Raw genomic sequence first — 20313 nt, forward strand, 5'->3', positions numbered from 1 at the left:
TTGGCTTGGCTGAGCGGCCCCCCGCCGCGGGCGGGGCGGGGCAGGGGGGGCCCCCGCCGCCGCGCAGGCCCAACAACCTCAGGAAAGGCCCGGTGGCATGACAGGGAGCCATCCAGTCCTGACAATGGCGGGGATCACCAAGTCGTTCCCCGGGGTACGGGCGCTCGACAACGTGGACTTCCGCCTCTTCCCCGGCGAGGTGCACGCGCTGATGGGCGAGAACGGTGCCGGGAAGTCCACCCTCATCAAGGTGCTCACGGGCGTCTACGGCATCGACGGCGGCACCGTGTCGCTCCATGGTGAGCAGGTGTCGTTCAGCGGCCCCATGCAGGCCACCGCGGCCGGTGTGAGCACCGTCTACCAGGAGGTCAACCTCTGCACCAATCTCTCGGTGGCGGAGAACATCTTCATCGGCCGGGAACCGCGCCGGCTGGGTGCGGTCCGGTGGGGCGAGATGCGCCGCCAGGCCCGGGCCCTGCTCGCCCGGCTCGACCTGGACATCGACGTCAACGCACCGCTGGCCAGCTATTCGCTGGCCGTGCAGCAGATGGTGGCGATCGCCCGGGCCATCGACATCAAGGCCCGGGTCCTGGTCCTCGACGAGCCGACCTCCAGCCTCGACGCCACTGAGGTCGCGCAGCTGTTCAGAGTGATGCGCCAACTGCGCGACGACGGGATCGCGATCCTGTTCGTCACCCACTTCCTCGACCAGGTCTACGACATCGCCGACCGGATCACCGTGCTCCGCAACGGCCAGCTCGTCGGCGAGTACGCGACGACAGAGCTGCCCCAGCTCACCCTCGTGGAGAAGATGATCGGCAAGGAACTGGACGTGCTGGAGCGCCTCGACGAGCAGCCCCGGCGCGACGTCGCCGCCGCGGCGGAGGGCGCACCCCTGCTCGACGTGCAGGAGCTGGGACGCCGGTCGGCGGTGGCGCCGTTCAGCCTGGCCATCCACGAGGGAGAGGTGGTCGGCCTGGCCGGCCTGCTCGGCTCGGGTCGTACCGAGGTGGCGCGGCTGCTGTTCGGCGCCGACCGGGCCGACCACGGCAGCGTTCGGGTGCGCGGCACCCCCGCGTCGCTGCGCACGCCGGTGGCCGCCATCGGTCACGGCATCGGCTTCTGCTCCGAGAACCGGCGGGCCGAAGGCATCATCGCGGAGCTGTCGGTGCGGGAGAACATCATCCTCGCCCTGCAGGCCGCGCGGGGCTGGCTGCGCCCCATCCCCGGCCGTCGGCAGGACGAACTGGTCGAGCGGTACGTGCGGGCCCTGAGCATCCGGCCGGCCGACCCGGACATCCCGGTGGGGAACCTCTCCGGCGGCAACCAGCAGAAGGTCCTGCTCGCGCGCTGGCTCATCACCGAGCCTCGCCTGCTGATCCTCGACGAACCGACCCGGGGCATCGACATCGGGGCGAAGACCGAGATCCAGCGCCTGGTGGCGCAGCTCTCCGACGGTGGAATGGCGGTGCTGTTCATCTCCGCCGAACTCGACGAGGTGCTCCGCCTCAGCCACCGGATCGCCGTGATGCGTGACCGCGAACTGGTCACCCAGCTCACCAACGACGAGAGCGTCGACGCCGACCGGATCATGCAGGCCATCGCCGCCGGCGCGGGGCACGAAGGGGTGCCGTCATGAACCACGGAAGGACCGGCTACCGCGCGCTGACGACACACCGGCTCTTCTGGCCGGTCGTCGTCCTCGTCGTCATGCTGGCCGCCAACACGATCTACCGGCCCGGCTTCCTCTCCGTGCAGCTACGGGACGGTCACCTGTACGGCAGCCTCATCGACATCGTCCGGCTGAGCGCGCCGCTGATCCTGGTCGCGCTCGGCATGACCCTGGTGATCGCCACCGGCGGCATCGACCTGTCGGTCGGCTCGCTCTGCGCGATCAGCGGCGCCATCGCCTGCCTCTACATCAGCCGGCAGCCCGACCAGAACAGCCTCGGCGGCGTGCTGACCGCGCTGGCCCTGGCACTGGGGGCGGCCCTGGTGCTCGGCGCGTGGAACGGTGTCCTGGTCGCCGTCATCGGCATCCAGCCGATCATCGCCACGCTGATCCTCATGGTCGCCGGCCGGGGTCTCGCCCAGCTGATCACCGAGGGGCAGATCCTCACCATCAACTCCGACCCGTACAAGGCGATCGGCGTCGGCCACCTGCTGACCCTGCCCCTGGCCATCTTCCTGGCGCTCGCCGCGGCCCTGGTCATCGCCGCGGTGACCCGCCGGACGGCCCTCGGCCTGATCATCGAGGCGGTCGGCGGCAACGCGCGGGCCAGCCGCCTGGCCGGCATCCGGTCCGCGCGGATCACCTTCCTCGTCTACGTGATCAGCGCTGTCTGTGCCGCCGTCGCCGGCTTCATGATGACCGCCAACGTGTCCAGCGCCGACGGCAACGCCGCCGGCCTCTGGGTCGAACTCGACGCGATCCTCGCGGTGGTCATCGGCGGCACGTCGCTCGCCGGTGGCCGGTTCTCGCTGAGCGGCACCATCCTCGGCGCGCTGATCATCCAGACCCTCACCACCACGGTGTACGCCATGAACATCTCGCCCCAGACGTCCCTGCTGTTCAAGGCGGTCGTGGTCATCGCGGTCTGCCTCATCCAGGCGCCCGGCTTCCGGGCCCGGTTCGCCCGACGCAGAGCCCCGGTGGTCACCCAGGCCACCGTCAACGATCAGCCGAAGGCGGAGGTGCCGGCATGACCACGACGTCCCTCACCGGCGGCCGCACCTGGTCGCGCCTGCCCCGGCGGCACGTGCCGGTCCTGGCCACCCTCGCCCTGCTGCTGGTCCTCTACGGCGTCGGGGTCTCCCAATACCGGGCGTTCTCCAACATCCAGGTCATCTTCAACGTCTTCATCGACAACGGGTTCGTGCTCGTCGTCGCGGTCGGCATGACCTTCGTGATCCTCACCGGCGGGATCGACCTCTCCGTCGGCTCGGTCGTCGCCATGACCGCGATGGTGTCGGCGTTCCTGCTGCAGGAAGGGTTGCCGGCGGCGCTGGTGCTGCTCATCGCGCTGCTCATCGGGCCGACGCTCGGGTTCCTGATGGGCTGTGTGATCCACTTCTTCGACATCCAGCCGTTCATCGTCACCCTGGCCGGGATGTTCTTCGCCCGCGGCATGTGCACCTTCATCAGCGGCTCGTCGATCCCGATCACCGACGGGTTCTGGACCAGCATGTCCCAGGAGAGGATCGGCAACCCGAGCGGCAACTTCGTGTCGATCAGCGTGCTCATCGCCTTCGCGGTGGTCGCCGTCGCCGCGTACACCCTCGCCTACACCCGGCTGGGCCGCAACGTGTACGCCATCGGCGGCAACGCGCAATCGGCCCTGCTCATGGGGCTTCCGGTGGGGCGGACCCGGATCGCTGTCTACACGATCAGCGGCCTGTGCGCGGCGATCGGCGGGATCCTGCTGTCGTTCTACACGCTCTCCGGCGCCCCGCTGATCGCGGTGGGCATGGAGCTCGACGTCATCGCGGCCGTGGTCATCGGCGGGACCGTGCTCACCGGCGGCTCCGGCTACGTCTTCGGCACGGTGCTCGGGGTGCTGGTCCTCGGGGTCATCCAGACACTGATCACCTTCGACGGCAGCCTCAACTCCTGGTGGACCAAGATCGTGATCGGCGGTCTGCTCTTCGCGTTCATCCTGCTCCAACGTCTGATCGGAATCCGCTACAAGTGACCGACCATCTCGCGGAAGGCAACCCCATGGCAACGCACGCTGAGCCTGAGATCTGGTTCCTCACCGGCAGCCAGGCCATGTACGGCGAGGACACCCTCCGACAGGTGGCCGACCAGTCGCGGCAGATCGCCAAGGCGCTCGACGACTCGCCGCACATTCCCGCCCGGGTCGTCTGGAAGCCGGTCCTGACCACCAGCGCCGACATCCTGCGGGTGTGCCGCGACGCCGCCGCGCAGGGCGCGATCGGGGTGGTTGCCTGGATGCACACCTTCTCGCCGGCGAAGATGTGGATCGCCGGCCTGGACGCGCTGCGGACACCGCTGCTGCACCTGCACACCCAGGCCAACGTCCTGCTGCCGTGGGACGACATCGACATGGACTTCATGAACCTGAACCAGGCCGCGCACGGCGACCGGGAATTCGGGTTCGTCCAGACCCGCCTCGGGGTGGCGCGCAAGACGGTCGCCGGGCACGTCAGCGACCCGCGCGTGGTCTCCCGCGTCGGTGCCTGGGCGCGGGCGGCGCTCGGCTGGTCGGCGATGCGGTCGCTGCGACTGGCCCGCTTCGGCGACAACATGCGCGACGTCGCGGTGACCGAGGGCGACAAGGTGGAGGCGGAGCTGCGCTTCGGCGTCTCGGTGAACACCTACGGCGTCAACGATCTCGTCCGGGTGGTCGGCGAGGTCGCCGACGCGCAGGTGGACGACCTCGTCAAGGAGTACGACGACAGCTACCGGGTGGTGCCCGAGCTGCGCCCGGGAGGCGATCGGCACGACGCGCTGCGGTACGCCGCCCGGCTGGAACTCGGTCTGCGGGCGTTCCTGGAGGCCGGCGGGTTCCGGGCCTTCACCACCAACTTCGAGGACCTCGGCGGGCTTCGTCAGCTGCCCGGCATCGCCGTGCAGCGCCTGATGGCCGACGGCTACGGCTTCGGCGGCGAGGGTGACTGGAAGACCTCCGTCCTGGTCCACACCCTCAAGGCCATGGCGGTCGGGGTCGACGGCGGCACGTCGTTCATGGAGGACTACACCTACGACCTCACGCCGGGCCGGGAACTGGTCCTCGGCGCGCACATGCTCGAGGTGTGCCCGAGCATCGCCACGGGCGTGCCGTCCGTGGAGATCCACCCGCTGAGCATCGGTGGGCGGGAGGATCCCGTCCGACTGGTCTTCGACGCCGAGCCGGGTCCCGCGGTGGTGCTCGGCCTGGCCGACATGGGGGAGCGGTTCCGGCTCGTCGCCAACGAGATCGACGTGGTCTCTCCGCCGCAGCCGTTGCGCCGGCTCCCGGTGGCCCGGGCCGTCTGGCGTCCCCGGCCGCACCTGGCCGGCTCGGCCGAAGCGTGGATCACCGCCGGCGCCCCGCACCACACGGTGCTGTCACGCGCGGTGGGAGTCGAGGAGCTGCACGATCTGGCCGAGATGAGCCGGACCGAACTAGTCGTCATCGACGCCGACACGAACCCACGCCGGTTCGCCGAGGAGATCCGCTGGAACCAGGCCTACTACCGGCTCGCCAAGGGATTCTGAGGCATCGACGGCGGGTACCTCGCTGCCCTTCCCGTTGCGCCCGGCGGCCGGGATGCCGGCCGCCGGGCCGGGGGAGTGCTCCGGTCAGCAGGTGGAGTTGGTCTGGGTGAGCAGGCCGAGCCGCCAGGGCAGGCTGTTGTAGTCACCGCCGGCGCTCGGGTCCAGCCCCTGGTAGAGGTAGCGCAGGTTGCAGGGGCTGACGGCGAGGGTCTGGTCGTGACCGCTGCGGATCATCTCGCCGTGGCTGATGTCGCGCGTCCAGGCGCCGCCCGGGAAGGTGACGTTGTTGGCCCGCGCGAACGGGTTGCTCTCGGTGTCGGCCAGCGGCTGCCAGGGTCCGGTGATCGCCGGGGCGGTCCAGGAGCGGAAGTACCGGCGGCCGTCGCTGCCGATCGCCTCGACCAGCAGCAGGTACTGGTTGCCGACCCGGTAGACGTTGGACGCCTCGAACAGCCGGTTGCGGTCGCTGTCCTGCATGGCGATGACCGTGTTGGTCATGCCGTTCGGGAAGTTCGCCAGGGCCGTCTGCGACCGGTAGAGGTGCCCGTTGTCGTCGGAGGAGAACAGGTAGCAGTTGGCCGAGTCGCAGATCACCCACATGTCGACCCAGTAGCCGTTGCCGATGTTGTCCCTGATGATCTGGGGCATGTCGCTGTAGAAGTTCTTGGGCGCGCTCCACCCGGCCGGGTTGCTGATGTCCGGGTTGCTGGAGTACGACGCGTTGCCGGTCTGGTAGACGAGGTACCACAGCCGCTGCGGTGCGAAGTAGAAGACCTGCGGGGCAGCGCGGTAGCCGGCGCCGATCGGGGTCTGGTCGAGATAGGTGAACGGCGCCGAGCCGGCCTGGGACCAGTCGGTGAAGCTGGTGTAGACGAGGTTGTAGCCGGAGGATCGCGCGGTGCTGGCGAAGACGTGGTACTTGCCGTTGTAGTAGACGACGGAGGGGTCCTTGATGCCGGCGATGCCCCGGCCGTCGTTCTTCGGGCCGATCAGGGCGCCGCTGGAGGACCAGCGGAAGGTGCTCGGCAGGGTGCCCGTGGGCGGCGGTGAGCTGGGTGGGGGAGAGCTGGGCGGGGGCGTCGTGCCGGGCGGCGGGGTGGCTGTGCCGCCGGTGCAGGTGGTGCCGTTGAGGGCGAAGCTGGTCGGCGCGGGGTTGCTGCCGGTCCACGAGCCGTTGAAGCCGAACGACACGGCGGCGTTGGTGCCGATGCCGCCGTTGTAGCCGACGTTCACGGCCCGGACCTGGCCCCCGCTCTGGGTGATGGTGGCGTTCCAATACTGCGTGACCTGCTGACCGGCCGCGTAGGACCAGGTCAGCGTCCAACCGTTGACCGGGTCGCCCAGGTTGGTGACGGTGACGTTGGCGCCGAAGCCGCCCTGCCACTGCGAGGACACCTGGTAGGTGACCGAGCAGCCGGCGGCGGCAGCCTCCGCGGGCAGGGTTACGGCCGCCGCGGCGGCGACCAGCCCCGCGGTGGCCGCGAGCGTCACCGCCCTGACTCTCCACGTCGTACGCATCGAAGGTCCTTCCATGGTGGGTGGGGTATGCCGGCCCGGACGGCGGGAGGGGAAGCGCTGAACGAGTGATCCGGCCGGACGGAGCCGCCAGCGAGCCGGACCGCTGCGGGTGCGGTCGACCGGCCTCCGCGCGATGGGGCGCGATCGGGTCGGACGAGATCTCAGACGGGTGACCGTTGCGGCTCGGATCCGTCACCCACGTCGGCCGGGATGTGCCCGGTGCCCTTCGACGTCGGTGGTCCGAACAGGAGGATGCCCTCGGCTCCTGGGCGCAGAACATAGCATGTTATCGATAACACGCTCAACCGTGCCGGTCGGTCCGTTGTCACCTGAGCGGCAGAGTGGCGTGGCCCTCCGCATGGCGGGCCGGGTCACCATCGGTAGGTCACGATGTTATCGATAACGGGCCGCATGGCCGCACGGGAGCGATGGGTCGCTGCGGCAGCTCTCTACAACGGCGTGTACCCGGAACCCGTCCATGGCTCAAACAGCTGGAACCCGACCGGCTGCGACCTCAACGAGGCCCTGATCCGGCAGTTGCCATCCTCAGCGTCGGAAGCGCGACGCTGTGGAACTGGCCAGGCACGAGCCGGCCCTGCACGCCGGATTTGATCTGCCGTCCGCGCTCGGCAGGGCGTAGCCATGTGCAAGAGTCATCCAGCGAGTTCTCGCAGGATGCTTCTTCGGTCGTCACCCCACAGTTCAACCGAGTAGCGCAGGCCCGCAGCCGCGAGGACGGCAGCGAGTTCGTCCACTCGGGATGGATCGACGACCCCGCTGAAAAGGCACTCATCGGGTGACGGCTCGACCAGTTCGATGCACACCCACTCGTGCTCGACCTCATACGCGGTCCACGAGCTTGCGCGGGCCCGCCATCCTGCACGTACGAAAATCCCCGCCACGGCCTTCGCCCCCGGGGCACGGGGGAGGCGGCCGTAGACGTTGTTGTCGAGAACGGCCAAATGGTCGGCAAGGCGCGGCCCGGGCGTACCGCCAGAATTGAGCTCCATGTTCCCTCCCAATCTCCCGTCGTGCCCAGCGCGAGCCCTGACGTCGCGGAGCCGGTGGCGCCTCCCCGGTTGGCCGCGCCATCGGCGCGTTCACAGCATCGACACGGGCACCAGGCGCACCGCCTCGACGCCATCAAGGCGTCCGATCTCCGGCAGCCCCGTGCCACCCTTTCCGTTCAAGGGAAGCTGGAGTCGCAGCGAGGGGCGCGCCGCCTGCGGATCGAGTTGTGTCGCGAGATCGCCCTTGCCCTGGCACTGCTTGCGCAGGCGCTCGTAGGCGGCGTCACGGTCCTCGAACTCGATCGATTCACCGTGGGGTAGCGCCCGGACGGCCTCCTCCACGGAGGCTCGCTGCTCTTCCGTAGCGGTCGGTTCCAGCCGGACGATCGCCCCGATCCGCGAAGGCAGGGGGTCAACATCGGCAATCTTGAGGCCGACCCACTCGACGCCGTCGACCGTGCCCATCATCAGATCGACTGCCTCGGCGACCGACGCGTCCGTGACAGTCGCGCGAAGGGACTCCGGCAGGTTCTCCGGACCGAGATCCCCCAGCAGGTCCGGCGAGTCCTTCCGCAGTTTCTCGTAGGCCTGATCGCGGGTCTCGAAGGCGACGCCCTCCACGCTCGGCATCGCGCGTAGCCGCTGCTCCACCACATCTTTCTGGGCTGCCGTCACGTCGTGATCGAGCAGGACGGTCAATGTGGTGTGCCCGATGTCCTTCGGCTCGGAGGTGCAAGCGGACGAAGCGGTCAGGAGTAACAACGCCAATACCGGCGCAACGCGACGCATGGGTCAGATCGTAGGTGGGCGTGCGGCATCGAGTGATCCCTGGGACGTGTTGAGCGCAGGGGGAAGGAATGCCGGGACTTTAATCACGGAGCAGTCCGTGCGCAGCGGCGTAGGTCGCAAGGCGGTCCGCCAGCTCGTGGGGACGGCTCAGCGCGGGGGTGTGCCCGCCGTCGATCTCGTCCGGGGTGATGCCCAGGCGCTCTCGCGCGACGCGGCGGAGGAACCCAGCGGGGAACAGGCGGTCATCGCGACAGATCAGGATCCGCGTGGGGACATCGGGCCAGGCTCGCAGCGGCGACGGTTCTCCCATCCGGGTCTCGGACTGCGTGCGCGCCCGCTTCAGCGCCTCCGCGGCCAGCTCCGGCGGGACATCCTGGTAGAAAAGGGCGACGGCATCGTCGTAGTCGCCCCGCACCTCCTGGTCGTATCCCGTATGGACCCAGTATTCGGCGGGCGCTTCCGCCGGCGCGGGGATCATGGGCGCGATCAGGACGAGCAGTTCGACCGCCACCCGGTCGCAGACGAGCGGGGCTGTGAAGCCGCCGAGCGATTGCGCGACGACGATCAGATCGGTGCGGCCGCCGATCGCCCCGACCACGGCGTCGGCGTATTCGGGCAGGCCGGCCGAGTCGTCGTCGCACGGCAGATCCGGCGAGACAGTGTCATGGCCCCGGGCGCGGAGTTCGGCCTCCACCAGATGCCAGTACCAGCCGACGTCGCCAGCGCCGTGGATCAAGACAAAAGTCGCCACCCAGCCTCCTTGGCAAAGCCTCCGGGCCAGCACGCGCCGTCTGGTTCCCGTGTGAGTCGACCGGCGGGCCGCGGTTGGCTGTTCCGTGGGTGAGGTTAGGCGGCGATGCTGACATTCTCGGCGTCGCGCCGGGTTGATTGGCGGAGCCGTGCCAGGTGCCGGCGACGCCCGATCCGCACCGCCCCGGTCAATCGGGGTGGCGGTGATCGCCGACGGATCGCCGCCCGAACTTGCCGGCGACCGCATGCTCGGTGTCGGTAACTTCTCCCGTCTCCAGGAGCTGCTTCAGCCTGCGCAGGTTCGCGGCTACCTCGGCACCGGGCGGCTTCCCGGCCAGGGTCAGCACTACGCGGCCCAGTCTTCCGAAGGGTGTCTTCAGCACCTCGTGAACCTCGGTCCGGCCCGGGTCGGACCCTGGGGTGAACCGGACCGTCCAGCGAGATCTCATGCCGGGTGCGGCGGTCGTCTCGTACCGGAGCAACTGGTTTGTGCGCTCCTCGGTGAGCCGTACCGTGGATTTCAGTCTGACGCCGAGTGGTCCCCGAATTGTCCATCGGAATGTTGCTGGCCCGATTTGTTCGCTGGCCATGACATCGCCCAGGAAGCGGGGCAGGTTCCGAAAGTCGCGGTAGAAGTCGAAGACGTCCGCGACCCGGCGCTCGATGATCACTCTCGCCTCGGCCGGATTCTCCCCTGCGCGGTGTGGTGAGTGGCGCATCGCTGCCTCCGACGGATTGTTCCCACTACAGCCCTGCTGCGATCCAGGCCGTCTGCCCGGGTGCCCGTCCGCTAAACATCGAGCGGCCGAGCCCCCTGGCCGCCGGCCCCACCCCGACGGCGGACGACGCCGGCGCGGCCCGCGACGCCAGCCCTGAGCGCTCGGTCAGTCGGCCGCTTGTGCCGTGGGCTGCGCGCCCGGGGCGCTGCGGCAGGCCGCCGTGGCTGCCTGCCTCAGGCGGGCGGTGACTCTCCGGCGCTGTTCAAGGGAGTGCCGTCGAGAGCGGTGTCCGTCAGCGTCATGTTCAGGCGGACGTTGATTTCCGTTCTGCTGTGGGGCCAGCGGGTGAGTGTGAAGTGGATGAACCCGCTTCTGTGCTGCCCCCTGACCATCTCGCCCAGCGGTCGGCTGTCGATCCCCTCGAAGAGCCAGGCGTGCAGACCTTGAATGTCGTCCTCCTGCCAGCCCGGCAGATCGGCGGCGTGCGCTCCCAGGGCGAGCTTCTCTGCCAGGTACCCCGGATCGGCGACGCTCCGGATCTCGATATCGAGAAGATCAAACGTGTGCCCTTTGCCAAACTGCCAGTTGGCTACGACATGGGTGACTCCCTGCGAGACCGGCCGGGCTTCCAACATCCACCCGTACTCGTCGATGAACGGGGCGTGGCGTTCCCACCACATCCGCTCGTCCTCGCGCCGCACGATCCAAGGAGAGGGGATCTCCGGAACGTCGGGCCACTCGACCTCCGGGAAGTCCCAGCCACCGACCCATAACTGGACCTTCTCCCGGTTCGCGACAACCTTCGCCCTAAGAGCGTCCACGTCCTGTCGCTTCGATCGGCGGAACAGCAAGGTGCCTCCTCAGCGGTCCCCGTGGTCGCGGGCGGTGGCGGCGTCCAATAGGGATTGTCGCAGGCGTGGCAATGGTCTGGCGCCGTGCCGGCAGGTGCCGCCGGAGCCCCGGACGCAGCGGGGCTGACGCGTCGGCTGCGCACAGGTGCCGGCAGGATTGGTCAGCGCCAGCGTGGTGGTTCGCAGGATGGAACTCAGCAGTACGACGAACGACCCCTCGGAATGTGCGGCGACCCGCCGGCCTCACAGTTCCGTGTGCTGCCTCGTCGAACTGGCGAAAGCGGACGCGACCAAGGGAGCCGGCGACACCATGACCACCCGATCCGAGACAGGAGACGGCCGGCCCGATCCGAGCTTCGGCGCGATCATGAGCGAGCGGCAACGGCTGATCAACCTGGCGTACCGGCTCCTCGGCTCGCTGGCCGACGCCGAGGACGTCGTCCAGGAGACGTACGCCCGCTGGTACGCCATGTCCCCGAAGCAGCAGGAAGCCATCGACTCGCCCGGAGCCTGGCTGACGACCGTCGCCAGCCGTATCTGCCTCGACCTGCTGCGCTCGGCGCGCGCCCGGCGGGAGCGCTACGTGGGCGAATGGATTCCGGAGCCGCTGCCCGAACCGACGGAGTGGCTCGGCGGGCGGTCGGACGGCATCACCGCCGACCCGGCCGACCGGGTCACCCTCGACGAGTCGATCAACATGGCCTTCCTCGTCGTGCTCGAGTCGATGACTCCGGCAGAGCGCGTCGCGTTCGTCCTGCACGACGTCTTCCGCTACTCCTTCGCCGAAGTGGCAGAGATCGTCGGCCGTACCCCCGCGGCGTGCCGCCAACTGGCCTCGTCGGCCCGGCGTCGTATTCGCGCGTCGCGGGCTCCGGCGACTCCGGTGGCCCGGCAGGCCGAGATCGTCAGGGACTTCAAACAGGCGTGGGAAGCCAAGGACATCGACGCCCTGATCGGCCTCCTCGACCCGAATGTGACGGCTCTCGGCGACGGCGGCGGCCTCGTCAGCGCCGAACTCCGCCCGATCGAAGGCGGCGAGCACGTCGCACGCGTGCTCGTCGACGTCACCGGCAAGGCGCCCCACCTGCGGATCGTGGAGCGTACGGTCAATGGTCGGCCCGGCCTCGTGGCCCAACTGGACGGCGTCACGGTGACGGTGATCGCGTTCGACATGGCAGGCGACCGGATCACGCACATCTGGGCGGTCCGCAACCCGGAGAAACTCCGGCCGTGGACGACGGGGTGACGGGCATCTGCAGGTCCAGCCGCCGCCGCGTCGGCTGCGAAATCCGCTGTCCGATTGTCGGAGCACGGTGATGGACAGCCGCAGTGGTAATGACTCTGGACTTCCCCGTCCTGCTGCGGCTGATCGACGAACGGTCGACCGCGTTCCGGACCGCGGTCGCCTCCGCGCCCACCCTCGACGTGCAGGTGCCGACCTGCCCCGGCTGGACGCTGTCGCGCCCGGCACGATGCCCGCCAGCGCAGCCGGCGAGGAGCCGGACGCGGCCGACGCCTCCGCCCGAGGCGCGGCCAGCGAGCTGGTCCTCGCCTTTACGGCCGTATTCCGGTGGACTCCCTGGAGCTCGACGGCGACCGGCGTCTCTTCGACCTGCTCATTGCGTGGGAACCGGATGAGTAGGACGTGACGATGGGCCACCCGGTGTCGAGGGGGACACAGCCGCTCAGCTCGGCCAGCACATCGGCATCGCTTTCAAGCCCACAAGGGCGGACCGACGGCACGTCTCCGAGCTGGCCGTCCACAGGCCGCCGACCTCCGTCATAGGCTGCATCTCGCACGTGATGGACGGGAGGTCGAGGTGGCCGAGACGACGCTGACCGACGTGCTGGCCGAGCTGGCCGCGCTCGAGGACCCGAAGACACGCGAGGTGAACGAGAGACACGGTGACGATCACGGTGTGAACCTCGGCAAGCTGCGCGCCCTCGCGAATTGGCTGAAGACGCAGCAGGAACTCGCGTGCCGGCTCTGGGAGACGGGTGACACCGCGGCGAGACTGCTGGCGATCCTGGTCTGCCGCCCGAAGGCGTTCGAGCGTGACGAGTTGGACGTCATGTTGCGCCAGGCGCGCAGACCCAAGGTGCACGACTGGCTCGTGAGCTACGTGGTGAAGAAGAACCCGCACTCCGAAGAGCTGCGCGTGGCCTGGTCCGCCGATCCGGATCCGGTGGTCGCGAGTGCCGGCTGGGCGCTGACCACCGAGCGTGTGGCGAAGAAGCCCGAGGGCCTCGACCTCCCAGGACTGCTCGACGTCATCGAGGCGGAGATGAAGGGCGCCCCGGATCGCCTGCAGTGGGCGATGAACCACTGCCTGGCTCAGATCGGGATCGAGCACGCCGAGCACCGTGCCCGGGCGATCGAGATCGGCGAGCGCCTGGAGGTGCTCAAGGACTACCCGACCTCCCCGGGCTGCACGTCTCCGTTCGCGCCCGTCTGGATCAGCGAGATGGTGCGCCGACGGCACGACTAGCCGACGCGCGCGGTGGTCGGTCCCGACCCCCTCTGGCAACCCGCAGAGAATCCTGACTAAAGTCAGGCATATGAACTCGGAGCTCATCGCCACTGTGCGGCGGTTCAACCGGACGGTCACCCAACGGGTGGGCGCCCTCGACGATCAGTACATGTCCCGCGACCGGCCGCTCGCGCAGGCGCGGCTGCTGTGGGAGATCGGCCCCGACGGCGCCGAGGTCGCGGCGCTGCGGGCCCGGCTCGGGCTGGACTCCGGGTACCTCAGCCGGCTCCTGCGCACCCTGGAGGGCGACGGGCTGGTGAGCGTCGGCCCGGCCGCCCGGCCCGGCGGCGACGGGCGGGTACGCGTCGCCGCACTGACCGAGGCCGGACGGGCGGAGTGGGCCGAGCTGGACGAGCGTTCCGACGAGCTGGCCCAGTCCATCCTCGAACCGCTCAGCGACCAGCGGCGCGAGCGTCTGGTGGCGGCGATGGCGGAGGTGGAGCGACTGCTGGTCGGCTCGATGGTGGTCGTCGAGCCCTGCCCGCCGGGAGATCCCCGAGCCCGCGCCTGCGTGCGGGCGTATGCCCGTGAGGTCGCGCAGCGCTTCGACGACGGATTCGACCCGGCGCTGAGCAAGCCGGTCCGCGACGAGGAACTCGTCCCACCCGCCGGCGTGTTCCTGCTCGCCACCCTCAACGGCGAGCCGGTCGGCTGCGGGGCGGTCAAGCTCCACCCCGACGCGCCGGCGGAGATCAAGCGGGTCTGGGTGGCGGACACCGTACGCGGTCTCGGTGTCGGCCGGCGGCTGTTGGACCAGCTGGAGCGGTACGCCGCCGAGCGCGGCTGGACCGCTGTCCGGCTCGACACCAACCGCAACCTGACCGAGGCGATCGCCATGTACCGCGCCGCCGGCTATCGGGAGATCGAGCCGTACAACGACGAGCCCTACGCGCACCACTGGTTCGAGAAGCGCCTGGCGCTGTGACGTGACAGGTGTTCATATCTGGGCGATACGACCCGATGGGTATGGCCAAAAATCCATTGATATCAATACGCTGTCCGCAATCTCGAAGCAGGTGCGCTCCCCGAGGCGCACCGGTCCTGATGCGGAGGAATCCATGGTTCGCTGGCGCACCCTCACCGGCCTGTTGGCCGCCGCGCTGGCCGCGGTGACCGGCGACCCTGGGCGTGGTCGACCTCCAGTCGTCCAGCCGGATCACCGTCCGGTCGAGCCCCGGGCTAGAACGGCAGCGGCAAGGACTGGGCGCTGATCCGGCTGGCCACCCCGGTCACCGGGCTGAGCACCCTGAAAATCGCCAACACCACCGCGTACGACAACGGCACGTTCACGATCGCGGGCTGGGGCGCGGCGACCGAAGGGGGCGGGCAGCAGCGGTACCTGCTCAAGGCGACCGTGCCGTTCGTCAGTGACGCCACCTGCAGCGCGAACTACGGCGGCGACATCATCCCCGCCGAGGAGATCTGCGCCGGTTACGCCGCCGGCGGCGTGGACACCTGCCAGGGCGACTCGGGTGGTCCGATGTTCCGCCGCGACGCCACCAACGCCTGGATCCAGGTCGGCATCGTCAGCTGGGGCAACGGCTGCGCCCGGCCCAACTACCCGGGTGTCTACACCCAGGTGAGCTACTTCTCCTCGGCGATCGCCTCGGCCGCCGCGAGCCTCGGCGGCTGACCGTACGACCGGACGGGCGGCCCGGCTCACGACCAGCCGGGCCGCCCTTGCCTGCGCCTCGTCGGCAGGCCGGGTCAGGCGTAGAGCGGACTGCCGGTCTCCAGCAGCGACTTCAGGTCGCTGAGGACCTGGGCCCAGCCGCCACCGGCGCTCTCGACCTCGCCGTTGACCTGCGCCATGGTCTGCGGCGCGCCGGCCAGCTCGTGGGTCACCGTCAGCGAGGTGACGCCGTTGCCCCGCTCCGCGATCTCGTACGTCAACCGGGTGGCCGGCTCGTCCAGCCAGGTCGGCCGCCAGGTCTGGACCAGCCGGACCGGCGGGTCCACCTCGATCACCTCGCCCTCCACGGGCACCTCCGGCATGCCGGCCTCCCGGTGCTCGGGGATGGCCAGGGCCCGGTACCGGCCGCCCGGCCGCAGGTCGTAGTCGGCTATGCCCTGGTAGCCGTACTTCCGGGTCCACTCCGGCTTGGTGATCGCGTCCCAGATCGCCTGCGGGGTGGCCTTGATGTAGACCCGGTAGACCTTGGTCGTCCCGGCCGTCGTCGTGGTGGTCATCGGTTCTCCTTCGGGTCGTCGCGTTCGAGTTCCGCCTTGAGCTCCAGCAGTGTCGCGGTGTGGTGCTCGGTGTACTTGTCGATCCACCGGGCGTGGATCGACCGGATCGGCACCGGGTTGAGAAAGTGCAGCTTCTCCCGGCCCTGGCGTCGGGTCACGACGAGGCCGGCGTCCTCGAGCAGGCGCAGGTGCTTCATGACGCCGAAACGGGTCATCGCCAACGCGGACTCCAGCTCGGTCAACGTCTGGCCGTCGCGAACGAAGAGCCGGTCGAGCAGGGCGCGTCGGGTCGGGTCGGCGAGCGCCTTGAACACCAGATCGTCGTCGTCGCTCACGGGACCAGCATAGGTGACCAAAAGGTCACATGTCAACGATGGCCGGGCCCGTGCCGGGGCCGGGGCAAGCCGCAGAATAGGGATCGATTCGCTGTTCGACCGACTGGTGCTCCGGCCCGGGGTGTTCGGTCAGGGCGAACCGGCCGCCTTCCTGGCCGCTGCGGACAGTCACGGGGATCGTGCTGCCATCCTCGAACGCCAGCGTGAAGGCGGGGTCGAGGTCGCAGAGGAAACGAAGCCCCTCGTGCTCGTCGATGTCATCGCTGATCAGGTGGCCCTCGGCGTCCCAGCCGCCGGCGGTGGCGGCAATGACCACCGCGATCTCCGCGACGAACGCGGTGGAGGAGTTCGCCCACCAGTTCAGCTGGCAACGGCCCTCGAAGCGATCCATGCCCGCCATCATCGTGCTTCGCCCGACCAGGGGGCGGGGCTCGCGGCAAGTCCGGTGCAGGCGTGCAGGTCCGCGTACTCCCGGCGGATCCGGGCGGCGCCATCCCCTCCGGCGAGTTCGGGTCGACCCACGCCTCGGGAGATCACCGCGGGCACCAGTTCCGTCTTCGAGATCGCCGAACCGTCGAGGGTCACCCGCAGCACACCCGTGTCGTTGCTGTACGCGTCGTCCCGCCACCAGAGGAAGTTGCCGAGTCCGTACTGGACGAAGGTCTTGCCGAGCCATCCGTCGCCGAGCAGCAGGTGGGCGTGGGTGCCGACCACGAGAGTGGCACCCGCCTCGGCCATCTCGGCGGCGAACGCGCGAGCCTCGGGGGGTGGACACGCCTCGCCCTCCGTGCCCCAGTGGACGTATACGATGACCACGCCGGCCTGGCGCCGGGCGGCGCGCACCGCGGCGACGGCGCGCGGCAGGTCCCGGGTCATCGCGATGCCGGCCCGGGTGTCGGTGGCTCTCCACTCCGACCACAGCTCGGAGACCTGGCTGAAGCCGAGGACGGCGATTCTGGTACCGCGTATCTCGGTGATCCACGGCCGGTACGCCGCCGCCGCGTCGGCGCCCGCCCCGACGGCCGGCATCCCGGCGGCCCTGGCCGCGTCCACGGTGTCGGCCAGCCCTGTCCGCCCGTAGTCCAGCACGTGGTTGTTGGCGATCGACACGACGTCGACGCCGGCCGCCTTCACCGCGGCATACGCGCTTGCCGGTGCCCGGAAATGGAACTCCTTCGGCTCGGGAACCCCGCGCGCGGTGACCGCCGTTTCCAGGTTGACCATCGCCAGGTCTGCGGCCGACAGGGTCGACGAGATGGACCCGAACGCGGTCGCCGGATCGGCCAGCAGATCCGCCGTACGGTCGGCGAAGTGCACGTCGCCCGCGAAGGCCAGGGTGATCTCGGCGGGGTGCGACGGGGACGCCGCCGCCGGGGCGGAGCGGGTGGGCGCACCGGCTGGTGGGGTCCGGGCGGCATCGCACGCCGTGACCGCCAGGGTCACCGCCAGCGCGACGAAGGATCGTGCCCACTTCACTCCGGCAGCGTACGGAAACCCGCCCGACCCCGGGCCTGCTTGGCCGGGATTGCCGTCGGCCTGACCTGCGGGATGTCGAAGCCGAGAGGCAAGTAGGAGACAACGGGCCGGCACCCGAGCTCTCGGGTGCCGGCCAGCGTCAGTTCCCGTCATGGGCGAGGGCTGCCCCGGCCCTGTGAGCAGCACCCCGGCATAAGGATGAACCGGCTCAGGTCATGCGACGAAGCGACGACGCCGTTGCGCGAGAAGCAGTACGAGGCCGACCGCGACGAGGCTGCCTCCCGTCGCGGCGAGTCTGCCGAGCGTCGGACCGGAGATTCCCGCGTCGGTCACCGGCAGGCTGGCAGGTGTCCCGCCGGCCGCCGGGCAGGTCTGTGCCAGGTCGAAAGTTCCGTCGCTACCCGTGATCACCGCCGTGGCGCTGGTGAGGGCGAACGGATTCACCACCTCGCCGGTGGAGGACAGGCCGGCTGGCGTCCTGATCCACGCCCTGTTGCCGACGATCGCGCGGTCAGCGGCGGGTGTGGTCGTGATGGTCTCCGTGACGGGACCACCCTCGGTGGCGAACTCGATGGTCAGTGAGATGAAGGTGCCCTGATTCGCAGCCGGCAGGGCGAAGACCCAGACGTCCTCGGCCTGGAAGGGGCCACCACCGAGGTTCGGGTCGCACGTATGAGTGCCGAACGCCGCCGCCGTCGGGGGCCGGAGGTCTGTGATAGGCGACCGGCTTGCGGGTTGCAGGGCGCGGTGAGCCGGCGGCGCACGGGCTGGGGGTCACGCTCGATGCCGAGCTGGTGGTGGTCGTACCTGCCTCCTAGTCTCGGTGGGTGACCGTGCACACGCTGTCCCGCGGCGACGCCCGCCGCCTCGCGGTGCGCGCCCAACTGCTCGACGCCCACCGCCCGAGCGACATGTTCGACGTCGTACGCCGGTTGACGCTGCTACAGAACGACCCCACGTCGGCCGTCGCGCCCAGCGCCGATCTGGTCCTGTGGAGCCGTCTCGGCTCCTCGTACTCCCCGGCGCAGCTGCGCGACGCCCTCGACGAGCAGACCCTGCTGGAGCTGCACGGCCTGGTCCGTCCGCCGGAGGACCTCGCGCTTTACCGGGCGGAGATGGCCGAGTGGCCCGGCCGCCCACCGCTGCGCGATTGGCAGGAGGGCCTACGTGACTGGGTCGATGCCAACAACGGCTGCCGGCTGGACATCCTCACCCGGCTCCGCACCGACGGCCCCCTGCCCGCTCGCGAGCTGCCGGACACGTGCGTGGTCCCATGGCGCTCCTCCGGCTGGACGAACGACCGCAACGTCCGGAAGATGATCGATTTCCTCGTTCAGCGGGGAGAGGTCGCGGCCGCCGGTCGGCGCGGCGCCGATCGGCTGTGGGACCTCGCGGAACGGGTCTACCCGGACGAGGTGGTGCCCTACGAGGAGGCGTGCCGGATCCGTGACGAGCGGCGGCTGCGCGCGCTGGGCATCGCGCGCGCCCGGGCTCCGGAGAGCCCGGGCGAGCCGAACGACGTACGGACCGCGGGCGAGCTCGCGGTGGTCGAGGGCGTGAAGGGCCAGTGGCGGGTCGACCCCGAGCTGTTGGACCAGGCGTTCACCGGCCGCGCGGCGTTGCTGTCGCCGCTGGACCGGCTCGTCTTCGACCGCCGGCGGATCGCCGAGCTGTTCGAGTACGACTACCAGCTGGAGATGTACAAGCCGGCCGCCAAACGCCGCTGGGGATACTGGGCGCTGCCGATCCTGTACGGGGACCGGTTGGTCGGCAAGCTCGACGCCACCGCCGACCGCAGGGCCGGTGTGCTGCGGGTGGACGCGATCCACCAGGACGTTCCGTTCACCAGGGAGATGACCGCCGCGGTGCGACACGAGATCACCGAGCTGGCGAACTGGCTCCGGCTGACCCTTTCCCTGACGACCTGAAGCCGCGGCGCCGACCCAGCTCACCGGCTTCGATCCTCGCCGCTGGGCGGGTCCGATGCCGGGACAGCTCGGAAGGCGCGCCGATCCGGCACCGGGGGTCAGGGCCGATCGGCGATCATCACCCGGCTGTGGCGCAGCGAGATGGCGCGGCGGACCGGTAGGCCCAGCGCCCGCGCGGTGTCGAGCAGGTGCTCGTCCCGGGTGACGGTGTAGCCGTGCCGGGCGAGCAGGGCGGCCATGGCGGCGGGCTTCCAGGTCGAGCGCCACGGCTCGTTCGCCCAGACGCTCGACCGGCCGGTGGAGGCCGTTAGCAGCCGGGCCAGGACCCGGCCCAGGTTGGTGGAGGTGGCGGGACTCTGGAAGTTGACGATCAGGCGACTGCCCGGCGCCGAGCAGGCGGCTAGCGCCTCCACCGTGGCGGCCACCTCGGCCCTGGTCAGGTACGGCACGACGCCCTCCCAGATCCAGGTCGTGGCGAGGTCGGCGCGGTGCCCGTGGGCCGCCAGTGCCTCGGCCAGCCGGTCGCGCCCGAAGTTCACCGGGACGAACCTGGGCGGCGCGCCGGCCAGGGCGGCGGCCCGGTCGCGCTTGTCCTGCTGGGTGGCTGGCTGGTCGACCTCGAAGACCGTCACCCCGGCGAGTTCCGGCATGCGCCAGGCGCGGCCGTCCAGCCCGGCGCCCAGAATCACCACCTGGGGAGACGGATGGGCGCGTACGGCGTCGTCGATGGCAATCGTCCGGGGCGCCATCAGCCCGGCGGCGGCGCGTACCGTCTCGTAGTCGATCCGCTGCTGCCACGTCCGGGGCGGCACACCGGCGCGTACCCACTCGACGGCCTCCCGCTCGTCCGGGCGCAGCAGGGGCAGGGCGGTCGGATCCGCGAAGCGGCCGGGGGCGATCAGCGCGTCGGCGGCGGCGCGACCCTGGCACACCAGCACCGCGGTGCGGCTCGCTCGCGGAGTCCTCGGCATCACGTCCTTCTTCCGGCGGGGACG

The 20313-nt window shown here is 70.0% G+C and carries 21 protein-coding genes; 9 read left to right on the forward strand and 12 right to left on the reverse strand.

What is annotated here, in order from left to right; all coding sequences use genetic code 11:
* The first annotated feature begins 97 nt into the window (after positions 1 to 97).
* Genes AB0F68_RS32800 through araA form a run of 4 tightly spaced genes read left to right on the forward strand, consistent with a single transcriptional unit; the run spans position 98 to position 5221 of the window.
* Positions 98 to 1639, forward strand: coding sequence for a sugar ABC transporter ATP-binding protein (locus AB0F68_RS32800; protein ID WP_357345337.1), 1542 nt, complete (start codon positions 98 to 100; stop codon positions 1637 to 1639).
* Positions 1636 to 2706 carry an ABC transporter permease gene (locus AB0F68_RS32805; RefSeq protein WP_357345339.1) on the forward strand — a complete coding sequence of 357 codons (1071 nt, stop codon included), beginning with the start codon at positions 1636 to 1638 and terminating at the stop codon, positions 2704 to 2706. Before AB0F68_RS32800 ends, AB0F68_RS32805 begins: the two co-directional genes overlap by 4 nt.
* Positions 2703 to 3692 carry a galactofuranose ABC transporter, permease protein YjfF gene (yjfF, locus tag AB0F68_RS32810; RefSeq protein ID WP_357345341.1) on the forward strand — a complete coding sequence of 330 codons (990 nt, stop codon included), beginning with the start codon at positions 2703 to 2705 and terminating at the stop codon, positions 3690 to 3692. Before AB0F68_RS32805 ends, yjfF begins: the two co-directional genes overlap by 4 nt.
* Positions 3693 to 3718: 26 nt before the next feature.
* Complete coding sequence (gene araA, locus AB0F68_RS32815; protein ID WP_357345343.1) at positions 3719 to 5221, forward strand: L-arabinose isomerase; 1503 nt, start codon at positions 3719 to 3721, stop codon at positions 5219 to 5221.
* An 84-nt stretch (positions 5222 to 5305) separates the two neighbouring features.
* Here the strand turns inward: araA and AB0F68_RS32820 are convergent, their stop codons facing one another.
* The 6 genes from AB0F68_RS32820 to AB0F68_RS32845 form a co-directional block, all read right to left on the reverse strand.
* Positions 5306 to 6739, reverse strand: coding sequence for a non-reducing end alpha-L-arabinofuranosidase family hydrolase (locus AB0F68_RS32820; protein ID WP_357345345.1), 1434 nt, complete (start codon positions 6737 to 6739; stop codon positions 5306 to 5308).
* A 653-nt stretch (positions 6740 to 7392) separates the two neighbouring features.
* A complete protein-coding gene (locus AB0F68_RS32825) occupies positions 7393 to 7749 on the reverse strand; it encodes a hypothetical protein (protein WP_357345347.1) in 357 nt (118 codons plus the stop codon).
* 90 nt (positions 7750 to 7839) lie between these two features.
* A complete protein-coding gene (locus tag AB0F68_RS32830) occupies positions 7840 to 8538 on the reverse strand; it encodes a permease-like cell division protein FtsX (RefSeq protein ID WP_357345348.1) in 699 nt (232 codons plus the stop codon).
* 79 nt (positions 8539 to 8617) lie between these two features.
* Positions 8618 to 9289: an alpha/beta hydrolase gene (locus tag AB0F68_RS32835; RefSeq protein WP_357345350.1), complete on the reverse strand. Its 672-nt coding sequence runs from the start codon at positions 9287 to 9289 to the stop codon at positions 8618 to 8620.
* Positions 9290 to 9476: 187 nt separating this feature from the next.
* Positions 9477 to 9959 (reverse strand): SRPBCC family protein, encoded by a 483-nt coding sequence (locus AB0F68_RS32840; RefSeq protein ID WP_357345353.1) that lies wholly within the window; start codon positions 9957 to 9959, stop codon positions 9477 to 9479.
* A gap of 281 nt (positions 9960 to 10240) precedes the next feature.
* Positions 10241 to 10858, reverse strand: a complete 618-nt coding sequence (locus tag AB0F68_RS32845) for a hypothetical protein (protein ID WP_357345355.1) — start codon at positions 10856 to 10858, stop codon at positions 10241 to 10243.
* 157 nt (positions 10859 to 11015) lie between these two features.
* On the opposite strand from AB0F68_RS32845, the gene sigJ reads away from it, so the two are divergent.
* From sigJ to AB0F68_RS32865, 4 genes are all read left to right on the forward strand, one after another.
* Positions 11016 to 12104, forward strand: coding sequence for an RNA polymerase sigma factor SigJ (gene sigJ, locus AB0F68_RS32850; RefSeq protein ID WP_357345357.1), 1089 nt, complete (start codon positions 11016 to 11018; stop codon positions 12102 to 12104).
* Positions 12105 to 12678: 574 nt separating this feature from the next.
* A complete protein-coding gene (locus AB0F68_RS32855) occupies positions 12679 to 13347 on the forward strand; it encodes a DNA alkylation repair protein (protein WP_357345359.1) in 669 nt (222 codons plus the stop codon).
* A 70-nt stretch (positions 13348 to 13417) separates the two neighbouring features.
* A complete protein-coding gene (locus tag AB0F68_RS32860; RefSeq protein WP_357345361.1) occupies positions 13418 to 14314 on the forward strand; it encodes a helix-turn-helix domain-containing GNAT family N-acetyltransferase in 897 nt (298 codons plus the stop codon).
* Positions 14315 to 14641: 327 nt separating this feature from the next.
* The gene (locus AB0F68_RS32865; protein ID WP_357345406.1) at positions 14642 to 15022 is read left to right on the forward strand and encodes a serine protease; all 381 of its coding nucleotides are present in this window, start codon (positions 14642 to 14644) and stop codon (positions 15020 to 15022) included.
* A 74-nt stretch (positions 15023 to 15096) separates the two neighbouring features.
* Here AB0F68_RS32865 and AB0F68_RS32870 read toward each other — a convergent pair whose 3' ends face one another.
* The 5 genes from AB0F68_RS32870 to AB0F68_RS32890 form a co-directional block, all read right to left on the reverse strand.
* Positions 15097 to 15579: an SRPBCC domain-containing protein gene (locus AB0F68_RS32870; RefSeq protein ID WP_357345363.1), complete on the reverse strand. Its 483-nt coding sequence runs from the start codon at positions 15577 to 15579 to the stop codon at positions 15097 to 15099.
* On the reverse strand, positions 15576 to 15914 hold the full coding sequence (locus AB0F68_RS32875; RefSeq protein WP_357345365.1) for a metalloregulator ArsR/SmtB family transcription factor: 339 nt from the start codon (positions 15912 to 15914) through the stop codon (positions 15576 to 15578). The genes AB0F68_RS32870 and AB0F68_RS32875 overlap by 4 nt, the downstream gene beginning before the upstream one ends.
* A gap of 25 nt (positions 15915 to 15939) precedes the next feature.
* On the reverse strand, positions 15940 to 16305 hold the full coding sequence (locus AB0F68_RS32880) for a hypothetical protein (RefSeq protein WP_357345367.1): 366 nt from the start codon (positions 16303 to 16305) through the stop codon (positions 15940 to 15942).
* 8 nt (positions 16306 to 16313) lie between these two features.
* Positions 16314 to 17390: a CapA family protein gene (locus tag AB0F68_RS32885; protein ID WP_357345369.1), complete on the reverse strand. Its 1077-nt coding sequence runs from the start codon at positions 17388 to 17390 to the stop codon at positions 16314 to 16316.
* A 213-nt stretch (positions 17391 to 17603) separates the two neighbouring features.
* Positions 17604 to 17834: a hypothetical protein gene (locus AB0F68_RS32890; RefSeq protein ID WP_357345371.1), complete on the reverse strand. Its 231-nt coding sequence runs from the start codon at positions 17832 to 17834 to the stop codon at positions 17604 to 17606.
* 383 nt (positions 17835 to 18217) lie between these two features.
* Between AB0F68_RS32890 and AB0F68_RS32895 the strand changes: the two genes are divergently transcribed.
* Positions 18218 to 19318, forward strand: a complete 1101-nt coding sequence (locus AB0F68_RS32895; RefSeq protein ID WP_357345373.1) for a crosslink repair DNA glycosylase YcaQ family protein — start codon at positions 18218 to 18220, stop codon at positions 19316 to 19318.
* A 98-nt stretch (positions 19319 to 19416) separates the two neighbouring features.
* Here the strand turns inward: AB0F68_RS32895 and AB0F68_RS32900 are convergent, their stop codons facing one another.
* Positions 19417 to 20289, reverse strand: a complete 873-nt coding sequence (locus AB0F68_RS32900) for a class I SAM-dependent methyltransferase (RefSeq protein WP_357345375.1) — start codon at positions 20287 to 20289, stop codon at positions 19417 to 19419.
* Positions 20290 to 20313 lie beyond the last annotated feature (24 nt).

This window comes from Micromonospora sp. NPDC023966 (genome assembly GCF_040639095.1).
GTDB lineage: Bacteria > Actinomycetota > Actinomycetes > Mycobacteriales > Micromonosporaceae > Micromonospora.